Below are 16,479 nucleotides of genomic sequence, written 5' to 3'. Positions count from 1 at the left end.
ACGGAAAATGCACCACGCATCGGCGCGCTTTTGGCTTGCGATGGCAGCGTTTAAAAAATTAGGCGCTATTTTAACAGGTTGCGGGTATGCCCGCTATGCAAGTGAATACATAAAATGGCCGGCTCCGATACGTTGGGCAAGATCGGTGATGCGGCTATAAGTAGGTGATATATCGTTTAAACGTGTTACCCTTCGCGACAACTGAACAGTGGAGTTTGTAAACGTGGGTATGGATAGTGTTTTTACATCGCAAAAATGGTTTTTGCTGATTGTTGTGGCCGCAGTATCGTTTTTGTTTTATCTGCTTGGGCCGATACTGTCGCCATTTTTAGTGGGAGCCTTGCTCGCCTATCTTACAGACCCCATGGCCGATCGCCTTGAAGAGATCGGCGCGTCGCGCACATCTGCGGTGATCATCGTCTTTATTGTGCTGGGTGCTTTCTTCTCATTAGCTGTCTTGATGGTGTTGCCGAAGTTAGGCCAGCAGATTCAGCTGATGATGCAACAGATCCCGCAAGTGATTGATCTTTTTGAGAATAAGGTCTTCCCTGCGTTACAAACCTACCTAGGAACAGATGCCCAAATCGGTGACTTCAGCATGATTAAAACGCTGATTGCAGGCAACTGGGAAGAGACCGGCAATATAATGACGCAGCTTGCCAAATCTGTGACTAAGTCCAGTTTGGCGGTCATGGGCTGGATCGCGAATCTGCTTCTCATTCCTGTTGTGACCTTTTATCTATTGCGTGACTGGGATGTGATGATGGCCAAAATTGGCCGACTACTGCCGCGCAACATCGAGCCTAAAGTGACAATGCTTGCAATAGAGAGTGACGAGGTGCTGGGTGCCTTCATCAAAGGTCAGCTGTTAGTTATGTTGGCGCTGGGTACAGTTTATGCGGTTGGCTTGTGGCTGGTGGGTGTGAACCTTGCACTACTACTCGGTATGTTGGCGGGCCTTGCGAGTATCGTGCCTTATATGGGCTTTATCGTGGGCATTGTGGCCTCCGGCGTGGCCGCCTATATGCAGTTCCAAGACCCAATTATTTTGCTTTGGGTGGGCGTAGTATTTGGTATCGGCCAAGCGCTGGAAGGGATGGTATTAACGCCGTTGTTGGTTGGCGACCGGATTGGCTTGCATCCTGTTGCGGTGATTTTCGCGATTATGGCGGGTGGTCAACTATTTGGTTTTGTTGGGATTTTGATTGCACTACCCGTTGCTGCCGTAATTATGGTATTTTTGCGTCATCTGCACGATGGTTATAAAAGAAGCCATCTTTATGGTTCGGAAAAGGTGGAACCACCTGAAGATGAGCCAGAGTACGAACAGGAAAATATCGTTAATGAACAGCACTAATGCACCGCAACAGTTACCGTTGGGTGTGTCGCTCAGAGATGAGGCGCGCTTTGAGAATTACCAAGTAGGGGATAACGGCCTTGCTTGCGGTATGATTCGCCAAGCCGCTGTTGGCGAGGGAGAGCAGTTTCTTTATGTTTGGGGCAGCGAGGGCGTTGGTTGCTCGCACCTGCTGCAAGCCGCTTGTCATGTTGCAGAGCCACTTCGCCGTCCCGCCGTTTACCTGCCCATGAGTGAAATTATCCACTTGAGCCCAGTCATTCTAGAGGGAATGGAGCATCTGGGCTTAGTGTGTATCGACGATATTCAGTTGATAGCGGGGCATGCGGTTTGGGAAGAGGCGGTATTTCATCTATTCAACCGTATTCGCCAAGAAAACAACACACTGATCGTAGGTGGTAATGCGGCGCCGCGGCAGTTGCCGATCGCGCTACCTGATTTGGTTTCCAGGCTGAGCTGGGGTGTTGTATTCCAGTTATTACCACTGGATGATGAAAACAAAATTGAAGCGATCAAACTACGTGCTAATCTGCGTGGCTTTAAATTGCCTGACGATGTTGCCAAATACCTCGTACACCATGCCAGCCGCAGCATGAATGACCTATGCCAAATGCTGGATCACCTTGATAAAGCGTCCCTCACGGCGCAGCGTAAAGTGACGATCCCGTTTATTAAACAAGAGATGGGGTGGTAAAACCGCGTTGCGAGCATCAAGCGCTTTTTCTGTTGTAGGCGACCATCCCGATTTCGTTGTTATCGATAAGCCGCCGGGCATCTCCTTCCACAAAGATGACAATGATACTGGGCTAGTGATGCAAGTGTCCGAGCAGCTCGGATGTGAGCTATTCCCCGTTCATCGCCTTGATAAAGTGACATCTGGTTTGCTGCTGTTAGCGAAAAGCTCGGCGGCGGCTTCGTTACTTTCTGCTGCCTTCGCAGAGCGACGGGTTGATAAATTCTATCTTGCTATTAGCGACAGAAAACCCAAAAAGAAACAGGCGATCATCATCGGAGATATGGTTAAAGCGCGACGCGGTTGCTGGAAGCTCACAAAAACGCGCGACAACCCCGCCGTTTCACGCATTGTTAGCGGTGCCTTGAACGCAGGAAAACGCTTGTACTGTGTCCGCCCCGCAACTGGCAAAACACATCAAATTCGGGTTGCGTTAAAGAGTATCGGCGCGCCGATCTGTGGCGATCTTGCATATGGTGGTACGCCGGCAGACCGCGCTTACCTTCACGCATGGCAGTTGCACTTTAACTATTTGGGCGAACCCTATACTTTTCGTGCTGACCCAACGGTTGGCGAACTCTTTTCTGGTGGCGCGCTTGATACGCTATTAGATAGCTGGGCGCAGCCAAATGCGCTGAGCTGGCCCGGAAAAATGAAGGACTAAACAGAATGACACAATCAGAACGTATTGAACGCGATTTCACCGCGCGTGATAATGAAGAGCAGCAAGCGTTTTTGCAGCAAACGTGGTGTGATAACTGCCAAGCTGCTGACCTTGGTATGCACACGCCCATCGAATATGAGATCGAAGGCACCATCTTCGTCGAGGGACGCTGCAGCCGCTGTGGTGAGCCTGTGTACACTGAACTAACCGATGATGACATTTAGTTAAGAGAGTCCCATGAGTGTAGATCTGCGTTTTGGTGGCATTGTCCGATTATATGGCGAAGACGCGTTTGCTGCGTTTCAGAATGCACATGTGTGTGTCATCGGTATTGGAGGCGTTGGATCATGGGTTGCTGAGGCGCTAGCGCGCTCTGGCATCGGTGAGATTACCCTCATCGACCAAGATGATGTGTGCGAGACGAACATCAACCGTCAGATCCACGCAGTCACTGATACCGTGGGCCGCGATAAAAATACTGTCATGGCAGAGCGTATATACGGCATTAATCCTGAGTGCTTGGTGCATGAAGAAGCGTGCTTTATCTCCAAAGAGAATGTTGCAGAGCTTATTGATGATCGTTTCGATTATGTCATTGATGCTATCGATAGCGTTAAACATAAAGCAGCTGTCATCGCTCATTGTCGTCGGAATAAGGTTCCTGTCGTGACCGTGGGCGGAGCGGGTGGACAGGTCGATCCAACAGCCGTGACTGTGGTTGATCTTTCCAAAACGTATAATGATCCGTTGGCTGCAAAAACACGCTCTTTTTTACGCCGGCATTATGGTTTTAACAAGACCGGTAAGAAGTTCTCAGTTGAGTGTGTTTTCTCAACAGAACAACTGAAGTACCCCCAGCCTGACGGCTCGGTATGCAATCAAAAAACGGTAACCGACGGTCAAACACGCCTTGATTGCAGCGGCGGTTTTGGCGCCGCCACTGTCGTCACAGCGACCTTCGGCATGATCGCCGCGTCACGGGCATTAAATCGCATAGCTGCGCGCGCTAAGGCCTGAATTAGCCTTTTACAAAGCACCAGATTTCGAGCTATTCTTTAGTTGTAGTTAGTTGTGAGCTAAGCAATGCCTGACAAGCCGCTTTATGTTTAGCGCCTCATGTTACGAGCAGAAGGCAAGCGGATATGCTAAGACCACTTCAATCTCTTATGGCACCCTCGCAGAGCGGCTTTGGTGCACGCCTGCAGAATGGCCTAACCTCACAGGAACCTGCCAACGAGGCACAAACCCCACTGGTCACCTCTGAAGAGCTGAAACTGCTGAAGGAGTGGCCAGTAGAGAACCTCACAGACATTCTTAATCTGCCGGATGCTGCGTTAGATACGACCGCAGATGACTACCTCGCGTTTCATGAGCAAGCGGGGCGGATGTTCGAAACCATCGTGCCACTGATGAAAGATAACGCTGCAACAGTACGCTTTGGTGCAGGTGGCGCGTCTTGGGATATTGGGATCCCTTTTGATCTTGATCGGGCAGCCCTTAATAACCGTTGGCGCTACGAGCGGCCTATCGCGTGCTGGGTACGAAAACATGCTCAAGAGATCGAGGCGATAGCCAAGCTTGGTCGCCCGTACGCGCTCGCTAGCGCCTCGTTAGATGTGCAAACGATGAGCGGTGTAACTCGTGAAGAAGCTGTTGAAACGGGCTGCTACGCTTCCTATTTGCGCCAAATCTACCTGCGTGCCTTTAATTTATTTGGTATCAACCCGCTGCCGGTTGAGGAGTTGGGCATTAACGGTATTGATCCTTGGATGCAGATTGTAGCGAGCCCTGCTATTGATCCAACGCGTTGCACCGGCCAGCAGTTGCAGCGCTGGGCGAAAACCCAGTTTTTCACCCTGCATATTCCATTTGAGTGCTACTCGATTTTGGCGGGTTTGCCCAATAGCTTGTCCATTGCTGAGCGGATGCAGATGTGTGAATGGCGGGTGATCCTAGAGAAAGAACTCTCGCAGATTTGGTTACAGGGCAATGATAGTGAATGGTTGGAAGCCACACTGAACTGTTTGCTTGATCCTGCTAATGCCTCTGCGAGCGCTTCCTAACGTTGACTACGTTTGAGAACGTTAAGCGGTGCACGTTGTGCGCCGCTCAACTGCCCAACCCACCTAAACCGATACTCCAGTTTAATCCAAAGGCTAAAATACTGATTGCAGGACAGGCGCCCGGACAGATAGCGCATGATGCGGGTGTACCGTTTCAAGATGCCAGTGGCGAGCGTTTACGCAGTTGGATGGGGGTCACGGAAAACACCTTCTACGATGCAACGCAGGTTGCCATATTACCCATGGCGTTCTGCTATCCGGGGAGGGGCAAAAGCGGTGATTTAGCACCATCCTCCGAATGTGCGAAGCACTGGCATGCAGCGCTCCTAAGCGAATTAAAAGCCTGTGAGCTGATTCTTGTGGTGGGCAAGTATGCAATGCGCTATCACCTTGGTATCGTTAACACTGCTGTCACTTCGGTTGTTGCTGATTGGGACTATGAGGGCAACCGCTATTTTCCGCTGCCCCACCCAAGTCCGCGCAATAATATCTGGCTGCGCCGCAACCCATGGTTTGAAGAGCGCTGCGTTCCGTTGTTGCAGAATCGGGTACGCAGTTTACTTGAGTATTAGATGATGAAGCACGATGAACTGTTAACTTATCTTAAAGCGATCCCTGGTAGCGAAGAAACCTTTCCTTTTGGTGCAGATGTACCCGTGTTTAAAGTCGAGGGTAAGATGTTTGCGTTGGTGGCTAAACGCGAGGGGCGCAGGTTCATCAACCTAAAATGCGATCCTCTCCATGCGGTGGAGCTGCGCGACATATTTTCAGCGGTCACAGCGGGTTATCATATGAATAAGAAGCACTGGAATAGCGTGGACCTAGCAGGGGATCTCCCCGATGGTGAGCTTCTTCGTCTAGTGGACCACTCCTATACCTGTGTTGTGCAGGGCCTACCAAAAGCGGCACGTCAGCGCTTGTTTTTAGCTCACGGTGAAGAGCGCATTATGCGCGGGCGCTTACGTGCGCTTAACCAGTAGAAAAGACCAAATCCCTGAAGCGAAGATAATCGCCAGTCCTATCATACTCCACGTATCTGGTAGTTCGCTAAAGAGGAGTACACCCAACACCACTGCTGCGACCAGCTGCGAATACACGAAAGGTGCGACGACATTTGCATTTAGCCTCCGGTTCGCATCGATGATAATTAAGTTGCCGAGTGCGGATGCGAGTGAGCTTACCAACACTAAGCCGATGGTAAAGCCGTCGATCTGGGTAGGGAGCATCGACAAGCCTTTAGGCGCGAGCAGCAAACTGCCGAAGAGTAGTGTTGATAGCAGAATAACGCGCGGCCGGTAGGTGCTAGCGAGCCAGCGATTGGTTACTAGCATACAACCGTAGAGCGTTCCTGCAGCAAGGGCGAGCAATAGCCCAGAACTCATCCCAAACCCCGGCTTTACCACCAGCAGAACACCGCCGAAGCCTGCAAACAGTAGTAGCGAACGGGCCAGAGTGATCGGCTCCTTAAGGACGATAGCGGCCAAAAAATACGCCACAATCGGGCCGATAAAAAATACGCCGAAGACATCACCAATAGGCTCAGTTTTTAACGCTGAAAGGATGCAACTGATAGCACCAGAAAATAAGCAAGCGCGGAACACTAAGCGCCAATTAAAGAGATCACGCCACTCCGTTTTGGTCAGTCGGCTGAAGGGCAATAAGCATACAAAGCCCACAGACAGGCGGCTCCACGCGATAAACAGAGGCGACATCCCCCCGATGGCTAAGATCTTACCTGCCGAATCCCCGAGAGGTATTAAGCTCATGCCGAAAATGATGAAAGCTACTGAAGTCCATCTGAGTTCCTGCATTCGTTAGGCGTTCCATCGTAAGGTAAGAAGGGGCTGTTGTTTATAACCTATCGCTTTGTGATGAGCAAACTAGTACGACGAATAGCGAATAAGGGTATCCACTTATTATTGATGGAATTTCTAGGCAGATTGCAGTATAAATTGACGTTTACGTTAAGGTCATAATAAAAGTAATTTAAAAGGACAAACCACATGCAAATTAAAGGTAGCGTATTTGTTATCACGGGTGGCGCGCGCGGTTTAGGCTTCGCAATGGCTGAGCATCTTGCTGGTCTTGGCGCAAAACTAGCGCTGATCGATATTAACCAAGATGAACTGGATGCTGGAGTAGCGAAGCTAGCTGAAACGGGTGCAGAAGCACGTGGTTACCTTTGCAATATCACCGATGAAAAAGCAGTCGAAGATACATTTGCGGGTATTAAAACTGATTTTGGCCGTCTAGACGGCTTGATTAATAACGCGGGCTTAATGCGCGATGGTATGTTGATCAAAGTGAAAAATAGTGAGCTGGTGGGGCGTATGGCGCTTGATCAGTGGAAATCTGTCGTGGATGTCAATATGACCGGCACATTCCTATGTGGTCGCGAAGCGGCAGGTATTATGGCGTTACAAGGCGATGGCGGTGTCATCATCAATATCTCGTCTGTGTCGCGCGCAGGCAATATGGGCCAAACCAACTATTCAGCAACGAAAGCTGCTGTAGCCACGATGGTTGTGTCGTGGGCTGGTGAGCTGGCGCGCTTCGGTATCCGCACAGGTGGCATTGCACCGGGTGTTATTGCGACTGAAATGACAGCGCAGATGAAGCCTGAAGCGATTGATCGCATGGTGCAAGCGGTACCGCTAAAGCGCTTAGGCGAAGTAGCCGAAATGGCGCATACTCTGCAATACATTATCGAGAACGACTTCTTCACTGGCCGTGTTGTGGAGATGGATGGCGGCTTACGTATCTAACCACCTCCTCTACCGGCTAAGAGTTCTCTTGGCCGGCCTCTCTTCTCTATTCACTCCTCTTTTCTAATGCTCTTAAATTTAACACATGAGTACCTGCTTACTGTGTGCTTGAGTGTACGTAAGGGGTGAATACTTTTCGCTAAAAAGTCTTATAAATGAAAAATTACAATATTATTTCATTTTTGTTTCTCATACGCTGGAGGTCTGCTTACACAACAAGAATAACTGAGGTAAAAGATGGCAGCGAAACAAACAGACGCTATCGCAACGCCGGCAAGTTACGATCCCTTACTGGAGAATTACCCCGGGGCCGGATGGCAGCTTCCTGACTCTTATTGGAGTGCAACAACCGATATCGCCGTAGATAGTGGGGTGCTCAGCCAGCAGGAAGCCGCCGATGTTGCGATCATCGGTGGTGGTTACACAGGCCTTGCGACAGCCTACTACCTTGCTAAGACATTTAATCTCTCCTGTGTGGTGCTAGAAGCAAATCAAGCGGGCTGGGGATGCAGTGGGCGCAACGGAGGATTTGCCCTTAAAGCGGGTGGCCGTATGGGCTACCAAGCGATGATCAACCGTTTTGGCCTTGCGGGCGCACAAGCGATGTTCAACGAGACCTTTGCGGGTCTTAGACGCCTGCGTGAGCTTATTGACGATGAGCGCATCGACTGCGAACCGCAAGCAGATGGCCATCTTTGGGTGGCGCATAAACCTGCGATGATGGAGACCGCGAAGTCTGAGGCGGAACTGTTGAAACGAGCTTTCGGTTACGAGACCGAGTTGCTATCGCGCGAGGCGCTAGCGCAACGTTACTTCAAAAGCCCAGAGGCGGCAGGCGCATTGCGTTTCCCTGATGGGTTTGGTTTGCACCCAATGAAGCTGATGCAAGGTTATGTGCAGATGGCGATGCGCCAAGGCATAAAGCTTTACCGAGCGAGCCCCGTTATCCACTGGGAAAGTGTTGAGGGCCGCCATGTTCTGCATACGCCTCAAGGTTCTGTCACTGCTGCGAAAGTGGTGTGCGCTACCAACGGTTATACCTCGCCTAAACTGCATAAAGGACTAACGAACCGCACCTTCCCAGTGCTCTCTAACGTGCTCGTCACCGCGCCGCTTAGTGATGCGCAACTGGCAGAAACAGGCTTCAAGACCAATCAAATTATCACCGACACTCGCACGCTACGTTACTACTATCGTAAGTTGCCAGATAACCGAATTCTGATTGGCGGGCGCAGCGCGATTACGGGTAAAGACGCCCTCAACCCCCGCCATGATGAGATGTTGATAGAGAGCTTGCAGCGTAAGTTTCCTGCGCTTGAGCAGATCGGCATCGACTATAAGTGGGGAGGCTGGGTATGCGTCACCTACGATGATCTGCCCCATGTGGGCCAACTACCGGATGATAACTCGGTGTTCTATGCCATGGGATATGGCGGCAGCGGCGTTTCTTTCTCATTGCAGGCGGGTTGGCGTCTAGCTCAGCAGATCGCGGGTGATAAAGAGGTACCCCCACTACCATTTTATAACCAACCGCTTAAGAAGTTCCCCTTTGCACCCTTTAGGCGTATGGGCCAACGGATGCTGTACCAATACTTCCACCTACGTGACGAATACAAGTAAGGAGCTAAGCATGGCACTTATCGACCAAGTTGTGAGTTTTAACGATCATCCAGTACCGCTGCAGCCTTTTGTGACACCGCCAGAGCGCCTGATTACGGGCGACCCCGCGCAAACCATCGCGCTATATACCAATGAGCTAGAGGGTAAGCTGATTGCTGGCTTATGGGAGAGTGAGCCGGGCAAATGGGAAGCGGTGGCGCAAAGACGTGAGTTTTGCGTCATCCTTGAAGGCCGGGTGATCATTTCGGATGAGGCGGGTGGGGAAAAGGTCTACACCGCAGGCGATTCGTTTATGTTGCCATATGGCTTTAAAGGTTACTGGGAAGTCACCGAATTTTGCCGTAAGTACTTTGTTATTTTGCAAGATTAATCGAACCGCAGCCGCAGGTGATGGCGGCTGCTGACTCTATCTTGAGCGTTTGAGAGGCTGCCTCCGTTACAATGTCTATCGCCAGTCAACTGCTTTTATTAGCTGGTCACTAGCACGCGTTTGCTTACGTTATTGGTACAGCGCCTGAAGGTTGTTCAGACCTGCTTGGTAGATCCCACGGACAATCTCTGCCGCTTCGTCGGCGGAAACTCCATTCGCTTCGAAGTTTGAACCCCATGTGACTTGCGCCATGCCATTAGGGCCACGGGTGACGCTGATCGTGGAGTTATATCTAGAGACCGGCAAAGGGGATTTATCGATCATATAGCTGTACTGCTTGTCGCTTTGCTCGGTGAGCGTCTCCACAAACTGGGCACCGTTTTGCAACGTTAGGATACGAATATTGCCATCCTGAGTGCTGGATTTAACGGCTGGATGCCAGCGATGAAGGCCGTTGTAGTCGCCCACTAAGGCCCAAACAGCGGCTGGCTGACTGTTTAGGGAGATACTCTCTTTAACGCTGATGGTTTCAGCATGCAATGTAGATGCAGCTAGTAGTGATGTACCTAAGATAAGAGGGGTGAGTAGCTTGTTCATGTTTTGCCTTTTCTTATTGTGATGATGTTGCGATAAGACTGCCCTAGTGCGGGGGCTAAACCTATTCTTCTTGTGCAGCACACCTAAAGTGTCGGATAGCGGTAGCACCAAAGCGCTGTTTGGCTTATCCATTCGGGTTTAAACGCAAAAAGGCAAGCGGGGAGTAGGTAAAAACATCACTCCAACGTCTGAGAGAGAAGTTTGTTTTGGTGTAGCACTTGATAGCGAGCATAGGTCTATCGGCTAATACTCAGGCTGCGACTGGATCGTACTTTTCACGTGTATTCGTGTTTTAAATCGCCATGGTGACGCGCGATCTTGCCGTGGCACTTTTGCTTTTAACTCATCTAAGGCACGTTATTTTCACGTAGCTAGCTATAATATGCCCTCCAAACAAGCTAACCAAATACCTCCATGTCGACGACAAAAGTAAAGCCGAGTTACTTTTCCCGCTTCCGCTATCTCATAGAGGACGAGCACGAAGCGCGAGCCTGTAAAGATATCGCTGAAGATGCCTGCCAAGTGGTGCCCGGCAATGCACGTCTTATGTTATTGGCACTGGTGTTTAGCAAGATAGCGGACACCTTTGCCAGCGCAAAAATTGTATTGCCTTGGCTCATGGCCGCAACCGGCGCTCCTCTCTTTCTCACTTCGTTATTGGTGCCTATTCGTGAATCGGGTTCTATGTTGCCGCAATTGCTGTTAGGTGCGTATGTTCGCCAAAAGCCAGTTCGCAAGGGCTTTTTGGTACTAGGCGGCGTTTTACAGGCACTGATTATTGCAGGGTTTGTTGGGGTTGCTATCTTCTTAGATGCGATGGCTGCGGGTATCGCCATTGTGCTTCTTACGGTGTTGTTTAGTCTTGCGCGGGCGATATCATCTATCGCGAATAAAGATGTTATTGGCAAAACGATCCCTAAAAAGCAGCGTGGGCGAATCAGTGGGAGTGCTGCCAGTCTTGCGGGTTTGGTAAGTATCGTTTTTGGTGCAGTGTTGATGTATGGCTGGCTGGATAATGGGGGCGAAATCTATTTATTGGCGTTAGCTGGAGCCTGTTTTGCTGCCAGTGCGTGGAGTTATGGGTTGATCAAGGAAGTCGCCGGAGCCACGGAAGGTGGAGTTAATGCAGTAAAACATGCGTTGGATAACATTGGTCTATTACGCAAAGACACCGAGTTCATCCGATTCGTGTTGGTACGCGGGTTTATGATTAGCTCGGGCTTAGCGGCTCCTTATTTTGTTTTGATGGCGCAAGCGCAAGAGGGCAGTGGTTTGCACGCCTTAGGTCTGCTGATTGTTGTTAGCGGCGTTGCGAGCTTTATCAGTGGCAATATCTGGGGGCGCTTCGCCGATCACAATAGCAAGCAGCTAATCACCTTAACGGCTGTGCTGACGGTGATCGTCTGTGGTGTTGGTGCAGCATTGGCGGCGGTAATTAGTACCAATTTCTACCTCTATCTTGGTTTGTTCTTCGTTTTGTCGGTGGTTCACGAAGGCGTTCGTCAAGGCCGAAAAACCTACTTGGTTGATATGGCTGGCGGCAATAAACGCACCGATTACGTTTCGGTCAGCAATACGTTGATTGGCGTGCTATTGCTAGTGGTGGGTGTTATCAGTGGTGTTATTGCCCAGCACTCGTTGGCGGCGGTATTAGCGTTTTTCACCTTACTTAGCTTAGTGGCTGCGGTGCTAAGTACCCAGCTCAAATCTGTTTCTGAATAGAGGATACTCGTATGGAAGGCCTTCTGGCTGCCCGCGAGCAGTGGTTAAACGCATTCTTGGCAGCGGACGTTCCGCTGCTAAAACAGATCGAAGCGGACGACTTTATCGCCGTATCCGAGACGGGTATCGAAACGCGTGATACACGTTACGCCGCTATCGTTGCAAGATGTGAAGCAGGGCGGTGGCTTAAGCAAAGTGCTGAGGTCCAAGATATCGATGTGCGTGTTGTGGTACGAGGAGATCTTTATCAAGTGGTTGGCAGGAGCCAAGTGATTGCGAAGGGAAGCGTGATACGTGATCTCTATATCAATGAGTTGTGGGGCAACAGGGGTGGGCGCTGGCAAGTGCTGAGTTTGCACCTCTGTGAGGCGTCCACACCAGACGCCCTCTCAGAGGCGGAGCTAGTTAAACTCTGAATTTCTTTATTTCGTGCTCTAGTTGGGTTGAAAGGCGGGATAGCTCTTCACTACTTTGAGCAACCACCTCAGATGAAGCTGCGGTCTCTTTAGAAACCAGCGCGATGTTAACCAAGTTTTTATTCATCTCCTCAGCTACCTGAGTTTGCTGCTCGGTGGCGGCTGCAACCTGTACGGCCATATCGCGGACTTGGCACATATGCTCAACGATGCTGCTTAGCTCGCTACCGGTATATTTCGCCGTATTAACGCTATCTTCCGCTTTTTCAGTGGATAGCTGCATCGATTGAACGGCGCGTTTAGTTCCTGAACGTAGGCGCTCGTTCATATCACGGATCTCGCTGGTGGAGTTTTGGGTGCGCATGGCCAGCTGGCGTACTTCATCGGCGACGACCGCAAAACCCCGGCCAGATTCGCCAGCACGAGCGGCCTCAATGGCAGCATTCAAAGCCAGTAAATTGGTTTGCTCTGATATCCCTTGAATCTCGCTTAAAACCTTGCTGATCTCTTCGGTATCCTGTTCCAATGTCCGTATTACCTGTTCCGAGTGGCATACCTCTTGGGAGAGTGACTGAATTTTTACAATTGTCTCATCAACGTTTTTGTTGCCGGTTTCTGCTTCATGGTCGGCGCGGTCGGTTGCTCTGGCAGATTCGGATGCACTTTTGGATATCTCTTGCACCGTTGCTGTCATCTCGTCCATCGCAACGGCCAACAGTTCGGTTTCAGAAGACTGTTGTGTTGCCCCAGAACTGGTTTGCTCAGCACTGGCCGCCAGTTGGGCAGAGTTGGTTTGCAGCTGATGGATGGATTGGCCAAGGCTTATAATCAGGCTTTGGAACCGATCTAGCATGTCGTCTACGCTGCGGCTAACACGGCCTAGCTCATCGTGGGTGTCGATCTTAACCCGTTGTGTGAGGTCTGCTTGTGCCACTGCTTTCATTACGGTCTCGATACGTGCTAATGGGCCGGTGATGCTCTTCACAATAGGAATCGCGATGCCCAGCAAAATAGCTGCAACCACGAAGGCTGATGCGGCAAACTTAAGTAGTTCGGTACGAAATGCCTCATCAAGATCATCTATGTAGATGCCGGTGCCAATCACCCACGCCCAGGGTGCAAATGATTGTGCGTAGGTGATTTTAGGTTGCGGGGTGTCGAATCCTGACTTTGGCCAATCGTAAGAGAAATACTCGGCTGCCCCCTGGCGTGCGGCGAGTTTTGCCATTTGCACAAAAATCGCCTCTCCAGACGAGGTGACAGTGTCGCTGAAATTTTTACCGCGAACGCGACTATCGCTCCCATGGCCACGCATCGTGGCGTTTTTATCTAGCACGAAGAAGTATTCTTGACCCCGGTACTTCATTGTTTCTATGGTAGCGAGCGTGTTCTCTTGGGCTTCGGTTGCCGAAATAGTACCGCGCTGCACGAGTTGATATTGCTGCTGTGCAACACCTAGGGCGGTTTCCACAAGAGATTTAATCTCGGTTTTGCGTGCCTCCACCAGATCTTTGTGGCTCGAAAATAGCCCGAACAACTCGGTCACTAAAATCGCCAGTACTGCAACAATGACTAAAATATTGAGCCGATTTCGAACGGAGAGATTTTTCATCGTGGTTCCTTCACATGGTTTGATGACTACAGCGACGCTTAGCAGAGAAGCAACTTACCTGTATGAGCGTTCAAGAAACAAAAGTAGCTTCCGAATCACAGAATGCCAACTGACACATGGTATGAACTAGCATCACTTTTGACTCAAGTCAGAATTATGAGTGTCGTTTGCAGGTTACCAAAATTTCATCAAAATGTCGTGGTGCGTAGCTTGGTGATCAGTAGGCAGGGTAACGTGGCGCTCCCGCTGATAGGCTAGAGGACTAGCGATGATGTCACTATCCTAAGTGTGGGTTTTTACTTGTGAGGCCAAGGAGCTTTTTATATGGACCGATATTCTTACTATGAGGCACTTGATCGTGTTTTCATCCAAGCCAGCAAATTAGAAGCTGCTTTGGGTGAGCATCCCGTCATTAATCATCATCCAGAGGCAAAAGCGCTTTATGAACAAGCCTCTGGTAAACTCGGCGCCCTGTATCAATTGCTTGGTGAGCTAAGTTTTCAGCAGGATCAAAAGGATTAAGTGACCTATACGGCGGCGTTGAAAACGATAGCTGTGTGAGGTTAACGGGAGCTCAGTTTAGGGTAGAAGGGTGCTTGGTCGAACGGGGATCTTCGATTTATCTGACTGCCTAGCTTAGAATTTTGGGCCTTTTGAGAGATAACAGGCTCGTGCGGGAGGGGCAGAGTATGGAAAATTTATATCGAATTATTCGGCAAGAGGCATGGCACGAAGTGCGCAAGGGGCAGTTCATCCCGCGCTGCGGCAATGATAATAACGTCGATCGGATTCACCTCAATGTACGCGAGGCGGTCGAGCATGTTGCGGCGCTCTATTTCGCGCCTGAAGAGAAGCCGATGGTTTTGGAGATAAGCCCGCTGAGCTTTGCAGCACAACTAGAGTGGCTGGAACCCGATGAGCATAAGCCGTGGCGTCAGCCTCTTGCGAACATCCCTCAGTTGCCCATTGAATCAGTCGTTAATGTCTATGCGCTGATTCATCAAGAAGTTGATGGGCAGCGCACCTACAAGCTGGGGCCAGCCGAGCCTTCGCAGCAGAGTGATGGGCATTACACCGGCTCTTGTTTGTGTGAAGGCGTGCGCTTTTCCGTTGCGGGGTTTAGCTCTCAAGCTGCCAACTGCCACTGCAGCATGTGTCGAAAGTTTCACGGAGCGGCCTTCGGTACCTTGGTTGCCGTTGAGGGATTACGTTGGCTGGCGGGGCGTGAGCTATTAAAGGAATTTACGGCTCCAAACGGCACGGTACGCTCTTTTTGCTCGTGCTGTGGTTCTAGCGTGGGCTTTCGTGTTAAGGGTGCTGAACTGGACGAGATGGAGCTAGCGATCGCGACATTCGATTCCGAGATCCCCGTAACGATTGATGCTCAAATCTACACCGCTTACAAAGCAAATTGGTGTGTGCTGGACCCTGACCTACCTGCGTTCCCGGATGGGAGAGACTCCTGAAGGTAGAGAGTGCTAACGCGTAATCGTGCGATTTTTTCCGCAATTTTCAGACAAAATTGAAAAATAGATTGAATTTAGTGCGCTTGGGGCTACCATGCTCGCAACATTAACCCACAGAAAAGAAGTTGTTTTTATGTCTTTGCCTCCTTGCCCAAACTGCAGTTCTGAATACGTCTATCAAGATCAAGAGATGTTGATCTGTCCTGAGTGTGCCCATGAGTGGAACCCAAATGAGGTACCAGAAGAGGATGATGTAATCACGGCAAAAGATGCAAACGGCACATTACTTGCCGATGGCGATAAAGTCACTTTAGTGAAGGACCTTAAGGTCAAAGGTAGCTCTCAAGTCCTTAAAATCGGCACTAAAGCGCTCATCCGTCGCATTGTTGAAGGTAAAGATCACCAGCTCGATTGTAAGGTGGATGGCGCTGGCGAAATGATGGTGACGGCAGCGTTTGTTAAAAAAGCCTAATGATCTGCGCCAAGAGAGCGATTTGTGCGGCTCTCTTGGTTCTCTTGCCAGCTCCGCCTCTCCTTGTTGTTTCCATCTCTCTTCTGTATGGCCGCTCTTCAGTTTCTAGCCTCGTTGGTAATCACGTACGCGCAGGGTTTTATGCTGTACTATCGCAGAAGCGATATCAAAACTTAGGTTACAAGGAGTGACTATGATCTATCCGATGGCCGTGATGGTGCTGCTAATCTTTCTTGTTGGGTTTTATGCCCTCGGTGCGCGTATTCGCGCGGTGCGTAGTAAAGCGCTCAGCATTAAATACTTCAAGCTGATGGGAGGAGAAGCGGCCCCAGATGATGTGGTTAAATCAACGCGCTGCTTTAACAACCTTTTTGAAGTGCCAACGCTCTTCTTTGCCGCGGGCGTGGCTGCGTTAGTGACAGGTGCTACGGGCTCTGCGATGTTGCTGTTTGCTTGGCTATTTGTCGTTTCGCGCGCCGTACAAGCGTTTGTCCATCTCACTGACAACAATGTCAGAGCGCGAGCGCTATCCTATTTTTCCTCTTTGATTAACGTGGCGATTATGTGGGTGCTGCTTGTTGTTCACGTGGCTTAAGCTGACTTTTTTCTACGAAGCTGACTT

General features: G+C 50.3%; 20 protein-coding genes. 17 read left to right on the top strand and 3 right to left on the bottom strand.

The genetic code is table 11. From position 1 onward, the window contains the following. Positions 1-229: 229 nt before the first annotated feature. The 8 genes from E4L36_RS01890 to E4L36_RS01855 all read left to right on the top strand — a co-directional run bounded on the left by E4L36_RS01890 (position 230) and on the right by E4L36_RS01855 (position 5,797). A complete protein-coding gene (locus tag E4L36_RS01890) occupies positions 230-1,357 on the top strand; it encodes an AI-2E family transporter (protein ID WP_136678793.1) in 1,128 nt (375 codons plus the stop codon). Next, entirely contained in the window at positions 1,344-2,051 is a 708-nt protein-coding gene (gene hda / locus E4L36_RS01885; RefSeq protein WP_136678791.1) for a DnaA regulatory inactivator Hda, read from the top strand. The genes E4L36_RS01890 and hda overlap by 14 nt, the downstream gene beginning before the upstream one ends. A gap of 7 nt (positions 2,052-2,058) precedes the next feature. After that, positions 2,059-2,754: a TIGR01621 family pseudouridine synthase gene (locus E4L36_RS01880; protein WP_136678789.1), complete on the top strand. Its 696-nt coding sequence runs from the start codon at positions 2,059-2,061 to the stop codon at positions 2,752-2,754. A 5-nt stretch (positions 2,755-2,759) separates the two neighbouring features. Then, positions 2,760-2,978 carry a hypothetical protein gene (locus E4L36_RS01875; RefSeq protein ID WP_136678787.1) on the top strand — a complete coding sequence of 73 codons (219 nt, stop codon included), beginning with the start codon at positions 2,760-2,762 and terminating at the stop codon, positions 2,976-2,978. Positions 2,979-2,991: 13 nt separating this feature from the next. After that, positions 2,992-3,771, top strand: a complete 780-nt coding sequence (gene tcdA, locus E4L36_RS01870; protein WP_136678785.1) for a tRNA cyclic N6-threonylcarbamoyladenosine(37) synthase TcdA — start codon at positions 2,992-2,994, stop codon at positions 3,769-3,771. A 125-nt stretch (positions 3,772-3,896) separates the two neighbouring features. Next, complete coding sequence (locus E4L36_RS01865; RefSeq protein WP_136678783.1) at positions 3,897-4,817, top strand: hypothetical protein; 921 nt, start codon at positions 3,897-3,899, stop codon at positions 4,815-4,817. A gap of 2 nt (positions 4,818-4,819) precedes the next feature. Next, entirely contained in the window at positions 4,820-5,389 is a 570-nt protein-coding gene (locus E4L36_RS01860) for a uracil-DNA glycosylase family protein (protein ID WP_136678781.1), read from the top strand. Continuing rightward, positions 5,390-5,797: an MmcQ/YjbR family DNA-binding protein gene (locus E4L36_RS01855; protein ID WP_346763622.1), complete on the top strand. Its 408-nt coding sequence runs from the start codon at positions 5,390-5,392 to the stop codon at positions 5,795-5,797. It abuts the gene before it with no gap. Here the strand turns inward: E4L36_RS01855 and E4L36_RS01850 are convergent. Continuing rightward, the gene (locus tag E4L36_RS01850; protein ID WP_206064481.1) at positions 5,777-6,628 is read right to left on the bottom strand and encodes a DMT family transporter; all 852 of its coding nucleotides are present in this window, start codon (positions 6,626-6,628) and stop codon (positions 5,777-5,779) included. The two genes, E4L36_RS01855 and E4L36_RS01850, sit on opposite strands and share 21 nt — an antisense overlap. A 192-nt stretch (positions 6,629-6,820) precedes the next feature. Between E4L36_RS01850 and E4L36_RS01845 the strand changes: the two genes are divergently transcribed. The 3 genes from E4L36_RS01845 to E4L36_RS01835 all read left to right on the top strand — a co-directional run bounded on the left by E4L36_RS01845 (position 6,821) and on the right by E4L36_RS01835 (position 9,572). Then, the gene (locus tag E4L36_RS01845; protein WP_136678779.1) at positions 6,821-7,582 is read left to right on the top strand and encodes an SDR family oxidoreductase; all 762 of its coding nucleotides are present in this window, start codon (positions 6,821-6,823) and stop codon (positions 7,580-7,582) included. Positions 7,583-7,819: 237 nt separating this feature from the next. Continuing rightward, positions 7,820-9,202, top strand: a complete 1,383-nt coding sequence (locus E4L36_RS01840; protein WP_136678777.1) for an FAD-binding oxidoreductase — start codon at positions 7,820-7,822, stop codon at positions 9,200-9,202. Between the two features lie 10 nt (positions 9,203-9,212). Beyond that, positions 9,213-9,572 (top strand): cupin domain-containing protein, encoded by a 360-nt coding sequence (locus tag E4L36_RS01835; RefSeq protein WP_136678775.1) that lies wholly within the window; start codon positions 9,213-9,215, stop codon positions 9,570-9,572. Positions 9,573-9,701: 129 nt separating this feature from the next. On the opposite strand, the gene E4L36_RS01830 is transcribed toward E4L36_RS01835, so the two are convergent. Then, on the bottom strand, positions 9,702-10,169 hold the full coding sequence (locus E4L36_RS01830) for an SRPBCC family protein (protein WP_169051443.1): 468 nt from the start codon (positions 10,167-10,169) through the stop codon (positions 9,702-9,704). 414 nt (positions 10,170-10,583) lie between these two features. Between E4L36_RS01830 and E4L36_RS01825 the strand changes: the two genes are divergently transcribed. Next, positions 10,584-11,891, top strand: a complete 1,308-nt coding sequence (locus E4L36_RS01825; protein WP_136678771.1) for an MFS transporter — start codon at positions 10,584-10,586, stop codon at positions 11,889-11,891. Positions 11,892-11,902: 11 nt separating this feature from the next. After that, on the top strand, positions 11,903-12,307 hold the full coding sequence (locus E4L36_RS01820; protein WP_136678770.1) for a nuclear transport factor 2 family protein: 405 nt from the start codon (positions 11,903-11,905) through the stop codon (positions 12,305-12,307). Here the strand turns inward: E4L36_RS01820 and E4L36_RS01815 are convergent. Further along, a complete protein-coding gene (locus E4L36_RS01815) occupies positions 12,297-13,919 on the bottom strand; it encodes a methyl-accepting chemotaxis protein (RefSeq protein ID WP_136678768.1) in 1,623 nt (540 codons plus the stop codon). The two genes, E4L36_RS01820 and E4L36_RS01815, sit on opposite strands and share 11 nt — an antisense overlap. Before the next feature lie 324 nt (positions 13,920-14,243). Between E4L36_RS01815 and E4L36_RS01810 the strand changes: the two genes are divergently transcribed. The 4 genes from E4L36_RS01810 (at position 14,244) to E4L36_RS01795 (ending at position 16,452) form a co-directional block, all read left to right on the top strand. Then, on the top strand, positions 14,244-14,441 hold the full coding sequence (locus E4L36_RS01810) for a hypothetical protein (RefSeq protein WP_136678766.1): 198 nt from the start codon (positions 14,244-14,246) through the stop codon (positions 14,439-14,441). A 167-nt stretch (positions 14,442-14,608) separates the two neighbouring features. Beyond that, entirely contained in the window at positions 14,609-15,385 is a 777-nt protein-coding gene (locus E4L36_RS01805; protein WP_206064480.1) for a DUF952 domain-containing protein, read from the top strand. 133 nt (positions 15,386-15,518) lie between these two features. Continuing rightward, positions 15,519-15,857, top strand: coding sequence for a zinc ribbon domain-containing protein YjdM (locus E4L36_RS01800; RefSeq protein ID WP_127693007.1), 339 nt, complete (start codon positions 15,519-15,521; stop codon positions 15,855-15,857). A 193-nt stretch (positions 15,858-16,050) separates the two neighbouring features. Continuing rightward, positions 16,051-16,452 carry an MAPEG family protein gene (locus tag E4L36_RS01795; protein WP_136678764.1) on the top strand — a complete coding sequence of 134 codons (402 nt, stop codon included), beginning with the start codon at positions 16,051-16,053 and terminating at the stop codon, positions 16,450-16,452. The last annotated feature ends 27 nt before the right edge of the window (positions 16,453-16,479 follow it).

This window comes from Neptunomonas sp. XY-337 (assembly GCF_004959845.1).
Lineage (GTDB): Bacteria > Pseudomonadota > Gammaproteobacteria > Pseudomonadales > Balneatricaceae > Neptunomonas > Neptunomonas marina.
This window is presented reverse-complemented; position numbering and strand designations above follow the sequence as displayed.

Bases quoted from the DNA above. Each gene is read 5' to 3' on its own strand.
- E4L36_RS01890 (WP_136678793.1), top strand. From the start codon at position 230: ATGGATAGTGTTTTTACATCGCAAAAATGGTTTTTGCTGATTGTTGTG.
- hda (WP_136678791.1), top strand. From the start codon at position 1,344: ATGAACAGCACTAATGCACCGCAACAGTTACCGTTGGGTGTGTCGCTC.
- E4L36_RS01875 (WP_136678787.1), top strand. From the start codon at position 2,760: ATGACACAATCAGAACGTATTGAACGCGATTTCACCGCGCGTGATAAT.
- tcdA (WP_136678785.1), top strand. From the start codon at position 2,992: ATGAGTGTAGATCTGCGTTTTGGTGGCATTGTCCGATTATATGGCGAA.
- E4L36_RS01865 (WP_136678783.1), top strand. From the start codon at position 3,897: ATGCTAAGACCACTTCAATCTCTTATGGCACCCTCGCAGAGCGGCTTT.
- E4L36_RS01855 (WP_346763622.1), top strand. From the start codon at position 5,390: ATGATGAAGCACGATGAACTGTTAACTTATCTTAAAGCGATCCCTGGT.
- E4L36_RS01850 (WP_206064481.1), bottom strand. From the start codon at position 6,628: ATGCAGGAACTCAGATGGACTTCAGTAGCTTTCATCATTTTCGGCATG.
- E4L36_RS01845 (WP_136678779.1), top strand. From the start codon at position 6,821: ATGCAAATTAAAGGTAGCGTATTTGTTATCACGGGTGGCGCGCGCGGT.
- E4L36_RS01840 (WP_136678777.1), top strand. From the start codon at position 7,820: ATGGCAGCGAAACAAACAGACGCTATCGCAACGCCGGCAAGTTACGAT.
- E4L36_RS01835 (WP_136678775.1), top strand. From the start codon at position 9,213: ATGGCACTTATCGACCAAGTTGTGAGTTTTAACGATCATCCAGTACCG.
- E4L36_RS01830 (WP_169051443.1), bottom strand. From the start codon at position 10,169: ATGAACAAGCTACTCACCCCTCTTATCTTAGGTACATCACTACTAGCT.
- E4L36_RS01825 (WP_136678771.1), top strand. From the start codon at position 10,584: ATGTCGACGACAAAAGTAAAGCCGAGTTACTTTTCCCGCTTCCGCTAT.
- E4L36_RS01820 (WP_136678770.1), top strand. From the start codon at position 11,903: ATGGAAGGCCTTCTGGCTGCCCGCGAGCAGTGGTTAAACGCATTCTTG.
- E4L36_RS01815 (WP_136678768.1), bottom strand. From the start codon at position 13,919: ATGAAAAATCTCTCCGTTCGAAATCGGCTCAATATTTTAGTCATTGTT.
- E4L36_RS01810 (WP_136678766.1), top strand. From the start codon at position 14,244: ATGGACCGATATTCTTACTATGAGGCACTTGATCGTGTTTTCATCCAA.
- E4L36_RS01805 (WP_206064480.1), top strand. From the start codon at position 14,609: ATGGAAAATTTATATCGAATTATTCGGCAAGAGGCATGGCACGAAGTG.
- E4L36_RS01800 (WP_127693007.1), top strand. From the start codon at position 15,519: ATGTCTTTGCCTCCTTGCCCAAACTGCAGTTCTGAATACGTCTATCAA.
- E4L36_RS01795 (WP_136678764.1), top strand. From the start codon at position 16,051: ATGATCTATCCGATGGCCGTGATGGTGCTGCTAATCTTTCTTGTTGGG.